We start from the raw sequence: 15,375 nt of genomic DNA on the forward strand, positions 1-15,375 counted from the left end.
AAGGCGAGGGTGATACCGGGCCGGCCGGAGAGCGGGTCCGTCGTCGGCGAGTGCGTGATACAACATGCATATGATCAGCGAGAGTTACCTCGCCGTCGCCGAAGCGGCGGTGTCGCTGTTGGGGCACCGGTCCGTGGCCGATGCGTGGGACGAGCCCAGCGCGTTGGCGGGCTACGCCGTCAGCGGGCTCGCGGGCCATCTGGCCGGGCAGGTCAGCGTGGTGGCGAAGGCGCTCGACGGCCCGGAGCCGGCCACCGAGCCGGTGGCGCTGCTGGACTACTTCCTTCAGGCCAGATGGATCGACGCCGAGCAGGACAGCGAGGTCCACCGCGGGATCCGAGGCAGCGGCGAGCAGTACGCCGAGGTCGGCCCGCACGCGCTGGCGGCCAGGACCGCCGAGGTGCTCGACCGGCTGCGCCGGGACCTGCCGCGCCAGCGGCCGGACCGTGTGGTGCAGTTCCCGTGGGGCCCGCCGTCTCTGCGGCTGGACGACCTGCTGACCAACCGGATGATGGAACTCGTCGTGCACCTGGACGACCTGGCGGTCAGTGTGGGCATGCCGACGCCCGAGTTGCCCGCCGCGGCGACCGACGCGGTCGTCGCCCTCCTGGCCACGCTGGCGGCCAGGAGGCACGGCGCCGTTCCCGTGCTGCGGGCGCTGACCCGGGCGGAACGCGCGCCGGACACGATCGCCGCCTTCTAGGCGGGTTTCCTTCCCGCGAGCGGCGTTGGGCGGCCGACCGCTGCCTGTGCGGCGCTCGCTGGTCCAGGCTGTGAGCGATCGGCTCCAGCGCCCAGGTCGTGACGCCCCGTTGGGAACGTTGCACCCCCGGCGGGCCGGCTGGCCCGCTCGGGCTGGCCGGCTCACAGCAACGTGGCGGAGAGCATGTCGGCCAGCCATCGCTGGTAGGCGGCGCCGTCCCAGTCGGCCTCCGTGGTGAGCTTGGCGAACACCGCTGTCGTGGTGAGAGCCCAGCAGGCGTCCGCGCCATGGGCCGCGTCCACATCGGGCCGCAGCGCGCCGAGGTCGGCGAGGTGGTCGACCAGGACGCGGACCGAGACACGCCGTTCCTGCTCGCCGGTCGCCAGTACGGCGGCTCCCTCGGGGCCGGCCTGGGCCAGCAGGGTGGCCAGCGGGGTCACCCGCTCGTGGATGGCCCGGACGTTCCCAGCGAACAGCCACAGCTTCGTTGCGGGCTCGTCGGCGGCGAGCACCGCGCGTGCCTGCTCGCGGTCGAGCATGGCCACCGGCTCGTCGTCGCCCGCCAGGGTGATGTCCCACAGCGCCTTGATCAGTCCCTGCTTGCCGCCGAAGGTCTTGTAGACGGTCTCGGCCGACACCCCGGCCCGCTCGGCGACCGCCCGGATGGTGGCGGCCTTGAAGCCGTCGGCGACGAGTAGCTCGCCGAACGCGCGCACCACCGCCGTGCGGGTCCGGCGCGCGGCGGCGGTGCGCCGGGTGGAGTCGTAGGGCTTGCGGCCCGGTGTCGTCGGCATGGAGCATGGTCCTCAGAGATTAGATACAGTTGACTGTAGTCAAATAGTGACGCGCGCAGCAGTGAGGAGATCATGTCCCGTCGCACGCAGTCCGATCGAGTCCAGCGGGTCGCCCCGTCCGTCGAACGCCTGGGCGACGGGATGGTCAACTTCTACCTGGTCGACCACCCGGACGGCCTGGTCCTGGTCGACGCCGGACTCCCGGCCCACCTCGGGCAACTGCGGGACCACCTGGCCAGCTCCGGCAGGTCGCTGCGAGACATCCGGGCCGTGCTGCTCACCCACGGCCACCTCGACCACACCGGGCTGGTCGTGCCCGTCCAGCAGGCCGGCGCGGACATCTGGATCCATGAGGCCGACGCGGCGATCCTCACCGACGGGCCCCGCAGCTCCATGCGCCACGCCAAACCGGAACGCTCCCTGCTGCCCTACCTGCTGCGCCGCCCCGCGGCGATCAGCGGCCCGCTGCACATGGCCCGGATGGGCGGCTTCACCGGCAAACCGGTGCACGGCGCGTACTCGTTCCGCAGCGACCAGCCGCTCGACGAGGTCCCCGGACGCCCGCAGCCCGTCGCCCAGCCCGGACACACCAAGGGCAGCGTCGCCTACCACTTCCCGGCACTCGGCGTGCTGTTCACCGGTGACGCCCTGGTCACCCGCGAGGACATGATCGGGCGCACCGGCCCGTCCCTGGTCTCCCGCGGCTTCACCCACGACAGCGCTGCGGCGCTCGCCTCCCTCGACCGGCTGGCCGAGTTGCCGCCGGCGCTACTCCTGCCCGGCCACGGCCCCGCCTTCGCCGACGGACCGCAGGAGGCCGCCGCCCAGGCCCGCAACGCGGGACGACACTGACACCCGCCCGACTGACACCTGCGTGACTGGCACCTGGCACCGGGCCGCCCGGCAGTGGCCCGGCGACGACGACACCCGGACGACGACGAAAGGCACGACATGGCTACCACCACTCCCGGCGGAACCCTGACCCTCGCGGACGACCTCGTCCTGTCCCGGATGGGCTACGGCGCCATGCAACTGGCCGGCCCCGGGGTCTTCGGGCCGCCCAAGGATCGCGCCCAGGCCCTGGCCGTACTGCGCGAGGCCGTCGACCTGGGCGTCACCCACATCGACACCAGCGACTACTACGGCCCCTTCGTCGTCAACGAGCTCATCAAGGAAGCCCTGCACCCCTACCCTGCCGACCTCCGCATCGTCACCAAGGTCGGCGCCCGACGCGACGACAACGGCGCCTGGATCCCCGCGCAGTCACCCGAAGAACTCACCGCCCAGGTCCACGACAACCTCCGACACCTCGGCCTCGACGCTCTGGACGTCGTCAACCTGCGCATCCCCTCCTTCGACGGAACCTCCGAGGACTCCATCGCCGAACAGTTCGGCACCCTGGCCGACCTGCGCCGACAGGGCCTCATCCGCCATCTCGGACTCAGCGGCACCACAGACGCCCAGCTGACCGAGGCCCAGGCCATCGCGCCCGTCGTCACCGTCCAGAACCTCTACAACCTCGCCAACCGCAACGACGACGCACTCGTGGACCGCTGCGCGGCCGAGAACATCGCCTACGCGCCGTTCTTCCCCCTCGGCGGCTACAACCCGCTCCAATCCCGCGCCCTCACCGACATCGCCACCCGACTCGACGCCTCCCCGCAGCAGGTCGCCCTCGCCTGGCTGCTCCAGCGTTCTGCCACGACCGTTCTCATCCCCGGCACGTCCTCCCCGGCCCACCTGCGCGAGAATGTCGGCGCCGCCGACCTGGTGCTGCCTGCCGACGCAGTCGCCCGACTCGACTCCATCAGCGGGTAGAGCGCAGATCCGTGACTGACCGTCAGGGGCGGTCGTTGCGAACGGCTTTCCGGGGGGGCGCCGTGGCGGGGTGTGGGGCGATCCAGTTCGGCCATGCCGTTTCGCAGGGCGGCTCTGGCTAGGATCTCGTGATCATGGACGACGTTACGGGCAACGAGATGATCGCGATCCCGGCGGGGCGGGTGACGCTGTCGGACCGGCGGACGCAGCGCAGTTGGTCGGTCGAGCTTGCTCCCTACCAGCTTGCGGCGGTCCCGGTCACTCAGGCGTTGTACGCACAGGTCACCGGCGAGCGGCCGAGTACCGCTCGCGGGGACGTGTTGCCCGTCGAGTGCGTCTCGTGGTGGGACGCGGCGCGGTTCTGCAACGCACTGTCTCTACGCGACGGATTCACGCCCGCGTACCGCTTCCGTGACGACGGCGGGGAAGGCGTCGAGTGGGACGGGTCAGCGGACGGGTACCGGCTGCCGACTGAAGCCGAGTGGGAGTACGCCTGCCGTGCCGGTACGGAAGGACCGCGTTACGGGGACCTCGACGAGATCGCCTGGTACCGCGGGAACTCGTGCGAGCGCATCCACGAGGTGGGCGGCAGGCGCCCAAACGCGTGGGGGTTCTACGACATGCTCGGCAACGTATGGGACTGGTGCTGGGACGTCTACGACGCCGACGTGTACGGCGACTACCGGGTGCTCCGTGGCGGCGGTTGGTTCGACGAGCACTGGAGCTGCCGGGCCTCCGCGCGGCGCCGCAGCCACCCGACCTTCCAGGTCGACGACGTGGGATTCCGCGTCGCGCGTTCGCTCGTGTGAGGACCGGTTCGCTCCCGCCCTCGGGCGCGACGTCCGCCGAACCGACAGGCTGCAGTCCGGTCACCTGAGGCTCCGCGACCGTGCGGTAGATCGAAGCGCTTCATGGTCGTGCCGCACTCAGGTCGGTCGCTCCAAGCCTGCTTGATCTCGACGATGGTCGGTGTGCCGACGTCAGTCAGCAGTTCTTCCAACCAAAGCACCCCGGACACGTCCACCCGATCACTCTGCGGAGTCCGGCGGATCACGCCGGAACCACGAGAGGCCGGAGCGTACGAGGGGGCACGGGCGCGGCGTTTGCTGCTGGTGACGGTGCTTCGGGCTCTGCGGCCTGTTCTGAGTGGGTGGTTGCCGCTTCCGGGCGTGGCCTGTTCCGGGTTTGTGTGGGGCCCGGTTGGGGGTGGGGGTCCGGTTGATGATGGGCGGGTGTGGGGTTTGGCGGTGTTGTGGGCCTGGTGGTGGGAGGGGTGGGTGTGGTGAGGCGTTTTGTGGTGGTGGGGAATGGGATGGCCGGCGTGCGGGTGGCGGGGGAGTTGCTGCGGCGCGAGCCAGGTGCGCGGGTGACGGTGTTGGGTGCGGAGCCAGGCGTGGCCTACAACCGGACGCTGTTGACGGATCTGTTGGCAGGTTCGGTGGGGGAGCCGGACCTGGAGCTTGTGGGGGAGGTGCCCGAGCAGGCCCGGGTGTGGTCGGGGACGGCCGCGGTGGGGGTGGATCGGACTCGGCGCGTGGTGGTCGACAGTCGTGGCGGCGTGCACGGCTATGACGTGTTGGTGTTGGCCACGGGTGCTGCGGCGCAGGTGCCGGGGATTGCGGGGCTGCGCGGTGCGGGTGGTGCGCTGAGGCGGAATGTGGCGGTGCTGCAGAGTCTGGCGGACTGTCGGCGGATCGTGGAGTTGGCCAGGCCCGGTGCGCGCGCCGTTGTGGTGGGTGGGGGGCTGCTCGGCTTGGAGGTCGCGCGGGCGCTGGTGGCGCGGGGCCTTGGGGTGCGCGTGCTGCACGGCGCGGGCGTGGTGATGAACCGTCAGCTGGACGCAGGGGCCTCGGCAGTGCTGGTGGACCAGTTGGCCGGGTTGGGGGTGTCGGTCGAATTGGACTGCCAGGTGGTGGCCGCCACAGCGGACGCGGACGCGGCCGGGGACGGCGTGTCGGGCGTGGAGTTGGCCGATGGGCGGCGGGTGGAGTGCGACCTGCTGGTGGTGGCGTGCGGGACCCGGCCGGAGACGGGCTTGGCCCGTGCGGCGGGTCTGCCGGTGGACGTGGGCGTGCTGGTGGGCGAGGGGATGGTCACGGCGGATCCACGGGTGTACGCGATCGGGGACTGCGCGCAGACGGACGGCGTGGTGACGGGACTGGTCGCCGAGGCATGGGAGCACGCGAGGATCGCGGCGGACGCCATCGCCGGCCCCGCCCCCGACGACGCGGAGACCGGGCCACTGGGCGACAGTGCGGACCGCGACCGGGGTGGCCGGGCATCGGGGGCGCGGGTGTCGGCACCGACGCGGTTGAAGGCCGAGGGGGTCGAGTTGACGGTGATGGGCGCTTCGAATGCGCCGGACGGTCCGGGGGTGGTCACGTTTGCGGACCGGGAGCGGGGGTTGTACCGGCGGATCGTGCTGCGTGAGGGCCGGATCGCGGGTGCGACGGTGCTGGGCGGGGAGCCGTCGGACGCGCTCGCGGTCCTGGAGCACTACTCGTCGAGGTCTCCCGTGACGCGGGAGCAGGCCGCACTGTTGCTGCGCCCGGCCGAGGCGGCGTCCGGCGCGGACCGTGCCGCGCCGGTTGACGCGCCGTCCGCCCCGACGGCTGTGGCGGGGCTGGATCGGGGGGTTGTGGTCTGTTACTGCAACGACGTCTCCTGCGGTCGGATCCTGGACGCGCGGGACGCGGGCGCCGACACCGTCGCGGCGATCGCCCGCCGGACCCGGGCGACGACGGGGTGTGGCATCTGCCGGAGCAAGGTCCAAGCCCTCCTGACGGCGGGACAGCCGGTGACCGCACCAGCGTGACCAGGCGAACCGCGTAACCGGGTGACACGTAACCAGGCGGCGCCGTGACCAGGCGACCAGGTGACCACGCGGCAGCATGGCTGCGTCCGGGCTGCGGCCTGGTCGTGGTGGCTCGGTGGCCGTGGTCTGGTTCGCAGGCCACTACTCCGTGATTGGCCCTGGTTAGTGGCCAGGCGGCCCGGTTAGCGTCCGCAGGGAGGCCGCCGTGTCTTCCTGACGCGTTGTGTGCCGGCACAGAAGGGATATGTGATGAGCACGCCTGTTTCGGGTGGTGATTCGCGTCGTCATGCCACCGGGCTGGTCCTGGCCGCGCTGGGCGTCCTGGCTTTCTCGTTGACGTTTCCCGCGACGCAGAAGGCGATGGTGTCGTTCAACGCGTGGACGATCGGTATCGGGCGGGCCGTCGTCGCGGCGTTGTTGGCGGGTGTGTGGCTGTGGGTGCGGAAGGCGGCGCGGCCCACGCGGGAGCAGGTTGGTTCGCTGCTGATCGTGGGTGTCGGCGTGGTGGCCGGGTACCCGATCTTCACCGCGCTGGCGCTGGAGCACGTCACCTCCGCGCACGCGGCGGTGGTGACGGGACTGCTGCCGCTGGCGACGGCGACGTGGGGCCGGCTGCGGGGCAACGAGCGTCCCAGCGCCCTGTTCTGGTGGGCGTCGGCTGCGGGCGCGGCGGTGATCGTCGCCTACACGCTCCGCAACGGCCTGGGCGCGTTCAGCCTGGCTGATCTGCTGCTGGTCGGGTCGCTGGTGACCGGTGGCCTGGGCTACGCGGAGGGCGGCGGGCTGTCGAAGTCGATGCCGGGCTGGCAGGTGATCTCCTGGGGCCTGGTCCTCTCGCTGCCGTTGACGCTGCCGATCACGGTGGTCTCGCTGGTGGTCTCACCGCCGCACAACCTCGGTGCGCAGTCGCTCGCCGGGTTCGGTTACGTGTCGGTGTTCTCGATGTTCCTGGGATTCTGCGCGTGGTACCCGGGACTGGCTCGGGTGGGCGTGACGCGCGGCAGTCAGCTCCAGCTGCTCCAGCCGCTGCTGACGGTGGGTTGGGCGGCATGGCTGCTGCACGAGTCGATCGACATGTGGACGCTGGTCGCGGCGGTCCTGGTGCTGGTCTGCGTGGGTATGGCGCAGTGGGCGCGCCTGTCGTCCTCCGCTCCCGCGAAGGCGCCGGAGCCGGCCGCGGACAAGCCCCTGGTCGCCGAGCACTCTTGACGTGAGGTTGTGATCTGTTCGCGGGTTGAGTGGCCCCGGCCGTATCGGCCTGGGGCCGTTCGGCCTTGAACTCTCTCCGTGGGCCCGTTCGGGCCCTGACCGCGTTCGAGCAGGAGGCATCATGCACCCGAAGCCGAGTGGCCCCGACGCCGTTTCCGACTCCGTCCCCAATCCCGTACCGGCCGGCCCCGCGCCTGACGCTGCGTCGGATGGCGTGGCGCCGGGCCTGCGGGAGGTGTACGAGGACCTGCACGCGCATCCGGAGTTGGCGTTCCAGGAGGAGCGGACCGCCGGAGTGGTGGTCGAGTGGCTGGCCGGTCATGGGTGGGAGGTGACCGGCGGCGTCGGGCGGACCGGAGTGGTCGGGGTGCTGCGCAACGGTGCGGGGCCGGTGGTGTTGCTGCGTGCGGACATGGACGGGCTGCCGGTGCGGGAGGCGACCGGTCTGTCGTACGCCTCGACGGCGACCGGGGTGGGTGAGGACGGCAGCCGGGTGCCGGTGATGCACGCGTGCGGGCATGACATGCACGTGGCATGTCTGCTGGGGGCGTGCCAGGAACTCGCCGGGTCTCGGGAGCGGTGGGCCGGGACGGTGGTGGCGGTGTTCCAGCCTGCGGAGGAGAGCGGGTTGGGCGCGAGCGCGATGGTGGACGACGGTCTGTTCGAGCGGTTCCCGAGGCCGGACGTGGTGCTAGGACAGCATGTGGGTCCGGGGCCGGCGGGGATGCTCGCGACGGTTCCGGGCGTCGCGATGGGAGCCGCGGACAGTGTCGTGGTGCGGTTGTTCGGGCGTGGCGGGCACGGTTCCAAGCCGGAGTCGGCGGTGGATCCGGTGGTCATGGCGGCGCACCTGGTGACGCGGTTGCAGACGGTCGTCTCGCGGGTGGTGGCGGCGCAGGAGCAGGCGGTCGTCACGGTGGGGTCGATCCGGGCGGGGACAGCGGCCGGAATCATCCCGGACGAGGCCGAACTCGCGCTCAGCATCCGGACGTTCGACGAGAACGTCCGGGAGCGGGTGATGGCCGCGATCGGCAGGATGGCGCGGGCGGAGGCGCTGGCAGCAGGAGCCGAGCGGGAGCCGGACATCACCTCGCGGTACCGGCTTCCGGCGACGGTCAACGATCTCGCGGCGACGGAGCGTGTGGCTGAGGCGCACCGTGGCGAGTTCGGCGCGGGCCAGGTGGTGCAGTTGGGCCCCAATACGGCCAGCGAGGACTTCGGGGTGCTGGGCGCTGCGGCGGGGGTGCCGTCGGTGTACTGGTTCTTCGGCGGGAGCGACGCGAAGGAGTTCGAGACCGCGTTGCTGGCCGGTCGGTTGGCCGAGGACGTTCCGCAGAACCACTCGCCCGCGTTCGCGCCGGTGGTCGAGCCGACGCTGTCGACCGGGGTACGGGCGCTGACTGCGGCGGCACTGGCTTGGTTGGCACAGGGTGACGATCCGTCAGCCCCCGACAGCGACACCGACGCGGTCGCGGCCTCGGATGGCTGGGTCGGCGTGGCCGCGTCCCGGTGACGCGCACCCCGCAGGGCGGCCTGCGGTATGCGGCGGGTGCCTGGGTGACCGGGACGTTCGGGACGGTGCCGGGGCTGCTGCTGCTCTACTACCTGACCGACACTCTCGCGGTTCCGGCGGCGGTGGCCGGCGCGGTCGTCGCGGTGCCGAAGCTGGGGGAGGTGTTCCTTCATGCCTGGGTGGGTCGGCGCGTGGACGCGACGGCCCGTGCCCGCCCCGGCCGACGTGCGCGTGGGCGGCGGGTGTGGATGGCCTGCGCGGGCGTGGGGCTGTCGGCCGGCTTCGCCTTGCTGTTCGCGGCGCCGACACCGCGCGGGCCGCTGTCCGCGGTCTGGACCGCGCTCTTCTTTGTGGTGTGCGTGGGCGCGTACTCGTGTTTCCAGGTGCCCTACACGGCGGCGTTGGCGCAGGTGACGACGGGTTCGGTGCAGCGGGTACGGTTCGCGGCCTGGCGAACGGCGGTGTACGGCCTCGCGGTGCTGGCATGCGGCGCGCTGGCGCCGCGGATCGCCCGCCACGGTACGGGTCAGCGCGCCGGGTACGCGGTCGCGGGCGTGGTGTTCGGGGTTCTGGTGCTGGGCGCGGCGCTCACCGCGGCGTTCAGCGTCCCCGCCGATGCGCCTGCCGCTCCCGCCGACACCGCTGTTGACGCGGGCGGGCCTGTGACGTGGCGTCAGCAGGTCGCGCTGGTACGCGGGTCGGTGCGGTTGCGGCGGCTGTTGGGAGTGCAGGCGGGGCAGAGTGTGGCGACGGCGATGATGCTGGCCGGCGCGCAGTACTTCGCCACGTACGGGCTGCATGACGCGGCGGCGACCTCGGTGCTGATGTGCTGCCTGGTCGTGCCGCTGCTGGCCGCAGCGCCCGTCTGGCACGCGGCCTGCCGAAGGGGTGGTGCTGCGGGGGGCCTGGCGGTGGCGGTGTGTCTGTTCGGGGCGGGTGCGCTGGCGTTGGGTGCGGCGTCGGTGGTTCCGCGTGCGGTGGTCTACGGGTGCGTGGCGGTGTGCGGGGTGGGCTACGCCGGGATGCAGACGCTCGGGGTGTCCCTGCTCGGCGACCTCATCGCCGCGGGCGACCCGAAACGGCCGGGCCACGACCGGGGCACGGGCATGGGCACGGGTGGTGGGACGGCCGGCGCGTGGTCCGCGGTCGAGGCGGCCGGTACGGCGGTGGGCCCGGCCGTGTTCTCGGTGCTGCTGGCTCTGACCGGCTTCGTCGCGTCTGCGGCGGGGCGAAGCGTCGTCCAGCCTGGTGCGGCGCTGGCCGCGATCGTATGCGGGGTGTCCGTGGCTCCCGCGCTGGCGCTGGTGCCAGCCGTGGTCTGCGCGGTGCGTCTGCGGGGTCCTGACAGCGGGAACCCGGACGGCCGGGAGCGCGGGGACCAGGACGGGGACCGTCAGGTGAGCGCCGGCGCGGGGGCGGGCAGGTAGGGGGTGATGTTGCGCCAGGCGCGCTCGATGTACTCCTCCTTCTCACCGACCGGGGCGACGTAGTGCAGCGCGCCCTCGGCGGCTTCGTGGCCCTGGAGGCGGGCGATGATCCAGGCCGCGAGGTAGTGCGAGGCCAGGCAGCCGCCGGCGGTGGCGATGGTGTCCTTGGCGAAGAACGGCTGGTTGAGGACGTCGACGCCTGCGGCGAGGACCCATGGCCTGGTGGTCAGGTCGGTGCACGCGGGCATGTCGTCGAGCAGGCCGAGCTTGGCCAGCACGAGCGCGCCGGAGCACTGGGCCGCTGTGAGTTGGCGTGAGGGGTCGAGGCCGCGCAGGACGTTCATGATCGCCGGGTCCTCGACGACCTCGCGGGTGGCGATGCCGCTGCCGATGATGACGGCGTCCGCGGCGCACGCCTCCTCAAGAGTGGACATCTGCTCGATGACCACCCCGTTCATCGAGGTGACCTTGGGGCTCGGGGTGGCGATGGTGACGCGCCAGTTGTCGGTCCTGACGCGGTTGAGCACGCCGAGCGCGATCAGGGAGTCGAGCTCGTTGTAGCCCTCGAAGGTGAGGATCGCGATGTGCATCGTGGCTGTCCTTCCGGGTCCGTGAGTAGAGACGGTAGGAACCCGTGAGCAGGACAGTCAAAGAATTGTCATGGATACAATCCGGTGCATGGCGGCCCCGCGATACAAGACGCTGGTGGACGCGCTCGCAGCCGACATCCGGGCCGGGCGCCTGACCCCGGGTGCGCGGCTGCCGACCCACCGGGCGCTCGCCGCCCGCGAGGGCATCGCCGTGGTGACCGCGACCCGGGTGTACGCCGAGCTGGAGGCGATGGGCTTGGTGAGCCGGGAACAGGGACGCGGCACCTTCGTGCGCGACATCGCGGTCCCGGCCGGCCACGGCATCGACCAGCAGGCCGTCGCCACGGACGCGGTCGACCTGAACTTCAACTACCCGTCGCTGCCCGGCCAGGCCGATCTTCTGCGGCAGGCCCTGCGGGAGGTGGCCACCTCCGGCGATCTCGACTCGCTGCTGCGCTACCAACCCCACCGAGGGCGTCCCCAGGACCGGGCCTCCATCGCACGCCACCTCCAGCGTCGCGGAATCACCGCACACCCGGATCGGGTTCTCATCGTCAACGGCGCGCAGCAGGGCCTGGCCGTCACCGTCATGGCCCGGCTGCGGCCCGGCGACGTCGTCGCGGTCGACGCACTCACCTACCCGGGCTTCAAGGTCCTCGCGCACGCCTTCCACCTCGACCTTGCGCCCGTCCCCGTCACCGCCGACGGGCCGGACCTCGACGCCCTGGAGAGACTGTGCGCGACCCGCCCGGTGCGCGCGATCTACACCATGCCCACCCTGCACAACCCGCTGGGCTGGGTCATGTCCGCAGCCGACCGCGTCCGCCTGATCGAGATCGCTCGGCGGCACGGTCCGCTCGTCATCGAAGACGCCTCCTACGCCTACCTGGTCGAGGACCCTCCACCGCCCCTGGCCGCGACCGCGCCGGACATCACCGTCTACGTCTCGGGACTGTCCAAGAGCGTCGCCACCGGCCTGCGGGTCGGCTTCGTCGTCGCCCCGCCGTCGACGGTGCCCTCGCTCGAACGCGCGATCCGGGCGACCACCTGGAACACCCCCGCCCTGACCACCGCGATCGCCTGCCGCCTGCTCGACGACGGCACGGTGGACCAGCTGGAAGCGCGCAAACGAGACGACGCAAAGGCCCGTCAGGCCGTCGCCGGGCAAGAGCTGGCAGGCCTGCCCCTCGTCAACCACCCCTCGTCCTACTTCACTTGGCTACCGCTCCCCGACGACGCACGCGCCGACCGCCTGACCGCCACGCTTGCGCGCCGGAACATCTCGGTCAGCACGGCGGAGCCGTTCAGTACCGCGACGCACACACCGCAGGCACTCCGCCTCGCTCTGGGCTCGACCGATTTGGACACTCTCCGGTCGACGCTGCGTACGGTGCGACAGGTCGTCGTCGAGGACGCCTCCACCTGAACTCCCGCCGTGGCCCGGCGGGGCGGAGAACGGTCGGGTGTGTCAGCGCGCCTGCGGGGTGAGGGCGGTGCGGTCGAACGGGCCGCCGTGTGACGCGGCGTACGTGACGGCCTCGTTGACGGCGTCGAGGCCGAACGACCGGACCCGTTCGGGGGCGAGGTCCAGGGCGCCCGAGGCGAGGAGGCGGATGATGCCGACGTTCGCCGTCCGCGGGTACATCCACTGGCCGCGCACAGTGATCGAGTTGCGCATGAGCCACGGGTACGGGAGCGCGAGGTCGTCGCCGCCGAGCATCCCGACGCCGCCCATGAGGACGACCCGGCCGTACTCGCGCACGGTCATGGCCGCCGTGCGGGCAACCGAGCTGGGTGCGCTCGGCGGGAGCAGGTCGATCACCATGTCGATCGGGCCGTCGGCCGCCGCGGACATCGCCGCGCGGTCGGCGGCCTTGTCGCCGGTGAGCGGAACCGGGCGCACCCGCGGACCGAACCGGTCGGCGAGGAGGTCGAGCGCGGCCCGGTTGCGGCCCGGGGCGACCACACGCCCCGCGCCCATGGCCAGCGCGACCGCGACTGCACTGCTGCCGAGGTTGCCGCTGGCCCCGCTGACCAGCAGCGTCTCACCGGCCGCGAGGTTGCCCGCCATCAGCCCGCCGTAGGGGATGACGTGCACACCGAGCGCCGCCCAGCGAGCCGGGTCGTCGCCCGCCGCCGCAGGCAGCGGGAACACGTTCTCCGTCGGGACCCGCATGAGCTCGGCGAACGACCCGTCGTGCCAGTGCCGGGCGAGCCGCGCGCCGCCCTCGCCGCGCGAGCTCCAGCCCTGCAGCGTGATGTCGGGCGTGAGCGCGTCGTCCCGCGAACGCACCGTGCAGTCGCACCACACCAGGTCGCCCGGGCGCAGCCGGGTGGCGTCCGGACCCACGTGGACGACCCGTCCCACACCGCCGATCCCGGGCACGACGGGCGGGACCAGGGGATAGTTCCGCTCGCCGCTGAAGACCTCGGCCGCGTACGGGGCCACAGAGGTGGCGAGCACCTCGACCACCACCTCGCCGCCGCCGGCCTCGGGATCGGGCACCTCCCGCACCGTCAGCGGGGCGCCGAACCGCGTCAGAACTGCTGCTCGCACGTCATGGACCTCCGTGTTCGACCGTGTCTCGTTGTGATCGACACTAGGAGTCCTGAGGGCATGCGGGAAGCGACGATCCGGCATCTGTGGTATGCGTATGTCGCATGGACATCTCCAGCACGGGCCTGCGGGTCCTGCGGCAGATCGCCGAGTCCGGCAGCTTCACCGCGGCCGCCGCCCGGCTCGGCTACACGCAGTCGGCGGTCTCGCGCCAGGCCGCCTCCCTCGAACGAAGCGCAGGCACAGCGCTGTTCGAACGACGCCCCGACGGAGTGCGGCTCACCCCCGCGGGCCTGACCCTGCTGCGCCACGCCCGCACGATCCTGGACTGCCTGACCGAGGCGGAGCGCGACCTCACCGGCACCGCGCCACAGACCGAACTGGTGCGGCTCGGCCTGTTCCTGAGCGCGGGCGCGGCGCTCCTGCCGCCGACGCTCGCCCGCCTGGCGGCAACCGACCCGCACATCGACGTCACCACGACCGAGGGCACCACCCCCAGCCTGATCCGGGCCCTGCGCGCCGGGTCCATCGACCTCGCCGTGCTGACGTCCCGCCCGCCCCACCGGCCCTTGGACGGCGAGTCGCCGCGCCTGCACGTCGAGACCGTCGTGGACACCGAGCTGGTCGTGGCGGCGTCCTCGACCGGACAGTTCGCCGACCGCACCACCGTGCACGTCGACGAACTGGTCGGCGCCGCGTGGATCGCCACCCCGGCGTCGCACTCCGAGCCCCTGCTCGGCGTCTGGCCAGGCCTGCCCGGACGGCCCCACATCGTCCACCGCGCGCGCGACTGGCTGACCAAGCTCCAACTGGTCGCGGGCGGCTTCGGGGTGACCACGGTGCCCGCCCGGCTCTCCCCGGTACTGCCGCCCGGCGTGAGCCTGCTCCACGTCGAAGGCGCCCCTCCCGAGACCCGCCGAGTCCTCGTGGCCCGCCTCCCGGGCCGCCCCACCCCCGCGATCACGGCCGTCACCCGAGCGATCACCTCGACCGCCTGATAGGCGTGCGGGTTATGACTGTTCGACGACCAGGGGGAGGCTGCTGATGGTCGTCCAGGACCGCGCCAGCGCGGACACCGGAACGGGCACGGCATCGGGAGTCGGGAGTTGGGTGATCTTCTCGGCGGGGTTCTGGGGTGGGCGTGGGGCGGGAGTGCGTGGTGTCTGTGTGGTGCCGACGTAGAGCCAGCCGAGTAGTTGCTCGCTGTCGCTGATGCCGTGGAGTTCGCGCACCTGGGGGGTGTCGATGAGGGTGCCGGTGCGCCAGATCGCGCCCCAGCCGCTGTCGTGGAGGAGGAGCAGCAAGGTCTGCATCGCGCAGGCGGTGGCGGCCAGTTGTTCCCAGCGCGGGACTTTGGGGTGGTCGCGGGGGCAGAACACGACGGCGACCAGCAGGGGTGCGCGCAGCGCCTTGGCGGCGGTGCGCTCACGGGTGGCGTCGTCGCCTGCGGCGTCGGCCATGGCCTCGCCGAGCTGATTGCGGGCGTCGCCGCGGATGGTGACGAGTCGCCAGGGGGAGAGGCGGCCGTGGTCGGGTGCGGTCATCGCGGCCTGCAGGAGTTCTTCGAGTTCCGTGTCGCTGGGGGCTGGGGCGGAAAGGCGTATCGCGCTGCGCCGGGTCAGTACCGCGTGGGTCAGGTCCATGTCCTCCGCCTCGTCGTCCGGTCCTGTGGCGTGCGCAGCCCGCAGCCCCAGCGCGCGGCCCGCAGCCGTGGTGCTTTGGCCTGGTTTCTCGCGGCAGGTGGTCTTTCTGCTGTGAGTGGCCGGGCTGGTGGGTTGCGCGGTGTGTTTCCATGCTCGGTCGAGGTGGTGTGGCGGGGCCAGGTGATCGGCTGTCTTCTTACGGGCATGCCCGGTTCAGGCATGCCCGTAAGAGGCCCGTACGACTCAGAGGGCCCGGTCCGGGGAGGGGAGGCCGGATGAGGAGGGCCCGGTTCAGGGCATGCCCGG

General features: G+C 72.1%; 14 protein-coding genes. 10 read left to right on the top strand and 4 right to left on the bottom strand.

From position 1 onward, the window contains the following. Positions 1–70: 70 nt before the first annotated feature. Positions 71–703, top strand: coding sequence for a maleylpyruvate isomerase N-terminal domain-containing protein (locus I2501_RS03500; protein WP_236045752.1), 633 nt, complete (start codon positions 71–73; stop codon positions 701–703). 161 nt (positions 704–864) lie between these two features. Here the strand turns inward: I2501_RS03500 and I2501_RS03505 are convergent, their stop codons facing one another. After that, positions 865–1,497, bottom strand: a complete 633-nt coding sequence (locus I2501_RS03505) for a TetR/AcrR family transcriptional regulator (RefSeq protein WP_196192258.1) — start codon at positions 1,495–1,497, stop codon at positions 865–867. Positions 1,498–1,569: 72 nt separating this feature from the next. On the opposite strand from I2501_RS03505, the gene I2501_RS03510 reads away from it, so the two are divergent. The 7 genes from I2501_RS03510 to I2501_RS03540 all read left to right on the top strand — a co-directional run bounded on the left by I2501_RS03510 (position 1,570) and on the right by I2501_RS03540 (position 10,279). Continuing rightward, positions 1,570–2,349, top strand: a complete 780-nt coding sequence (locus I2501_RS03510) for an MBL fold metallo-hydrolase (protein ID WP_196192259.1) — start codon at positions 1,570–1,572, stop codon at positions 2,347–2,349. 99 nt (positions 2,350–2,448) lie between these two features. Then, on the top strand, positions 2,449–3,315 hold the full coding sequence (locus I2501_RS03515) for an oxidoreductase (protein WP_196192260.1): 867 nt from the start codon (positions 2,449–2,451) through the stop codon (positions 3,313–3,315). 134 nt (positions 3,316–3,449) lie between these two features. After that, positions 3,450–4,124: a formylglycine-generating enzyme family protein gene (locus I2501_RS03520; protein ID WP_196192261.1), complete on the top strand. Its 675-nt coding sequence runs from the start codon at positions 3,450–3,452 to the stop codon at positions 4,122–4,124. A gap of 491 nt (positions 4,125–4,615) precedes the next feature. Continuing rightward, complete coding sequence (locus tag I2501_RS03525) at positions 4,616–6,130, top strand: FAD-dependent oxidoreductase (RefSeq protein ID WP_328806180.1); 1,515 nt, start codon at positions 4,616–4,618, stop codon at positions 6,128–6,130. Between the two features lie 249 nt (positions 6,131–6,379). Then, positions 6,380–7,339, top strand: a complete 960-nt coding sequence (locus tag I2501_RS03530) for a DMT family transporter (RefSeq protein WP_196192263.1) — start codon at positions 6,380–6,382, stop codon at positions 7,337–7,339. Between the two features lie 121 nt (positions 7,340–7,460). Continuing rightward, entirely contained in the window at positions 7,461–8,852 is a 1,392-nt protein-coding gene (locus I2501_RS03535; protein ID WP_196192264.1) for an amidohydrolase, read from the top strand. Next, positions 8,849–10,279, top strand: coding sequence for an MFS transporter (locus I2501_RS03540; protein ID WP_196192265.1), 1,431 nt, complete (start codon positions 8,849–8,851; stop codon positions 10,277–10,279). The genes I2501_RS03535 and I2501_RS03540 overlap by 4 nt, the downstream gene beginning before the upstream one ends. Here the strand turns inward: I2501_RS03540 and I2501_RS03545 are convergent. Then, positions 10,246–10,869 carry a DJ-1/PfpI family protein gene (locus tag I2501_RS03545; RefSeq protein WP_196192266.1) on the bottom strand — a complete coding sequence of 208 codons (624 nt, stop codon included), beginning with the start codon at positions 10,867–10,869 and terminating at the stop codon, positions 10,246–10,248. The two genes, I2501_RS03540 and I2501_RS03545, sit on opposite strands and share 34 nt — an antisense overlap. An 88-nt stretch (positions 10,870–10,957) precedes the next feature. Between I2501_RS03545 and I2501_RS03550 the strand changes: the two genes are divergently transcribed. Further along, positions 10,958–12,295, top strand: coding sequence for an aminotransferase-like domain-containing protein (locus I2501_RS03550; RefSeq protein WP_196192267.1), 1,338 nt, complete (start codon positions 10,958–10,960; stop codon positions 12,293–12,295). A 42-nt stretch (positions 12,296–12,337) separates the two neighbouring features. Here I2501_RS03550 and I2501_RS03555 read toward each other — a convergent pair whose 3' ends face one another. Then, on the bottom strand, positions 12,338–13,426 hold the full coding sequence (locus I2501_RS03555; protein WP_196192268.1) for an alcohol dehydrogenase catalytic domain-containing protein: 1,089 nt from the start codon (positions 13,424–13,426) through the stop codon (positions 12,338–12,340). A 104-nt stretch (positions 13,427–13,530) separates the two neighbouring features. Here I2501_RS03555 and I2501_RS03560 point away from each other — a divergent pair, with 104 nt between their 5' ends. Next, the gene (locus tag I2501_RS03560) at positions 13,531–14,424 is read left to right on the top strand and encodes a LysR family transcriptional regulator (RefSeq protein ID WP_196192269.1); all 894 of its coding nucleotides are present in this window, start codon (positions 13,531–13,533) and stop codon (positions 14,422–14,424) included. A 12-nt stretch (positions 14,425–14,436) separates the two neighbouring features. Here I2501_RS03560 and I2501_RS03565 read toward each other — a convergent pair whose 3' ends face one another. Next, complete coding sequence (locus I2501_RS03565) at positions 14,437–15,069, bottom strand: nitroreductase family protein (protein ID WP_196192270.1); 633 nt, start codon at positions 15,067–15,069, stop codon at positions 14,437–14,439. Between the last annotated feature and the right edge of the window lie 306 nt (positions 15,070–15,375).

The organism is Streptacidiphilus fuscans (assembly GCF_015690355.1).
Classification (GTDB): domain Bacteria; phylum Actinomycetota; class Actinomycetes; order Streptomycetales; family Streptomycetaceae; genus Streptacidiphilus; species Streptacidiphilus fuscans.

Coding starts and splice junctions, on each gene's coding strand:
- I2501_RS03565 (WP_196192270.1), bottom strand. CDS start 15,069: ATGGACCTGACCCACGCGGTACTGACCCGGCGCAGCGCGATACGCCTT.
- I2501_RS03535 (WP_196192264.1), top strand. CDS start 7,461: ATGCACCCGAAGCCGAGTGGCCCCGACGCCGTTTCCGACTCCGTCCCC.
- I2501_RS03515 (WP_196192260.1), top strand. CDS start 2,449: ATGGCTACCACCACTCCCGGCGGAACCCTGACCCTCGCGGACGACCTC.
- I2501_RS03545 (WP_196192266.1), bottom strand. CDS start 10,869: ATGCACATCGCGATCCTCACCTTCGAGGGCTACAACGAGCTCGACTCC.
- I2501_RS03550 (WP_196192267.1), top strand. CDS start 10,958: ATGGCGGCCCCGCGATACAAGACGCTGGTGGACGCGCTCGCAGCCGAC.
- I2501_RS03505 (WP_196192258.1), bottom strand. CDS start 1,497: ATGCCGACGACACCGGGCCGCAAGCCCTACGACTCCACCCGGCGCACC.
- I2501_RS03560 (WP_196192269.1), top strand. CDS start 13,531: ATGGACATCTCCAGCACGGGCCTGCGGGTCCTGCGGCAGATCGCCGAG.
- I2501_RS03520 (WP_196192261.1), top strand. CDS start 3,450: ATGGACGACGTTACGGGCAACGAGATGATCGCGATCCCGGCGGGGCGG.
- I2501_RS03510 (WP_196192259.1), top strand. CDS start 1,570: ATGTCCCGTCGCACGCAGTCCGATCGAGTCCAGCGGGTCGCCCCGTCC.
- I2501_RS03530 (WP_196192263.1), top strand. CDS start 6,380: ATGAGCACGCCTGTTTCGGGTGGTGATTCGCGTCGTCATGCCACCGGG.
- I2501_RS03500 (WP_236045752.1), top strand. CDS start 71: ATGATCAGCGAGAGTTACCTCGCCGTCGCCGAAGCGGCGGTGTCGCTG.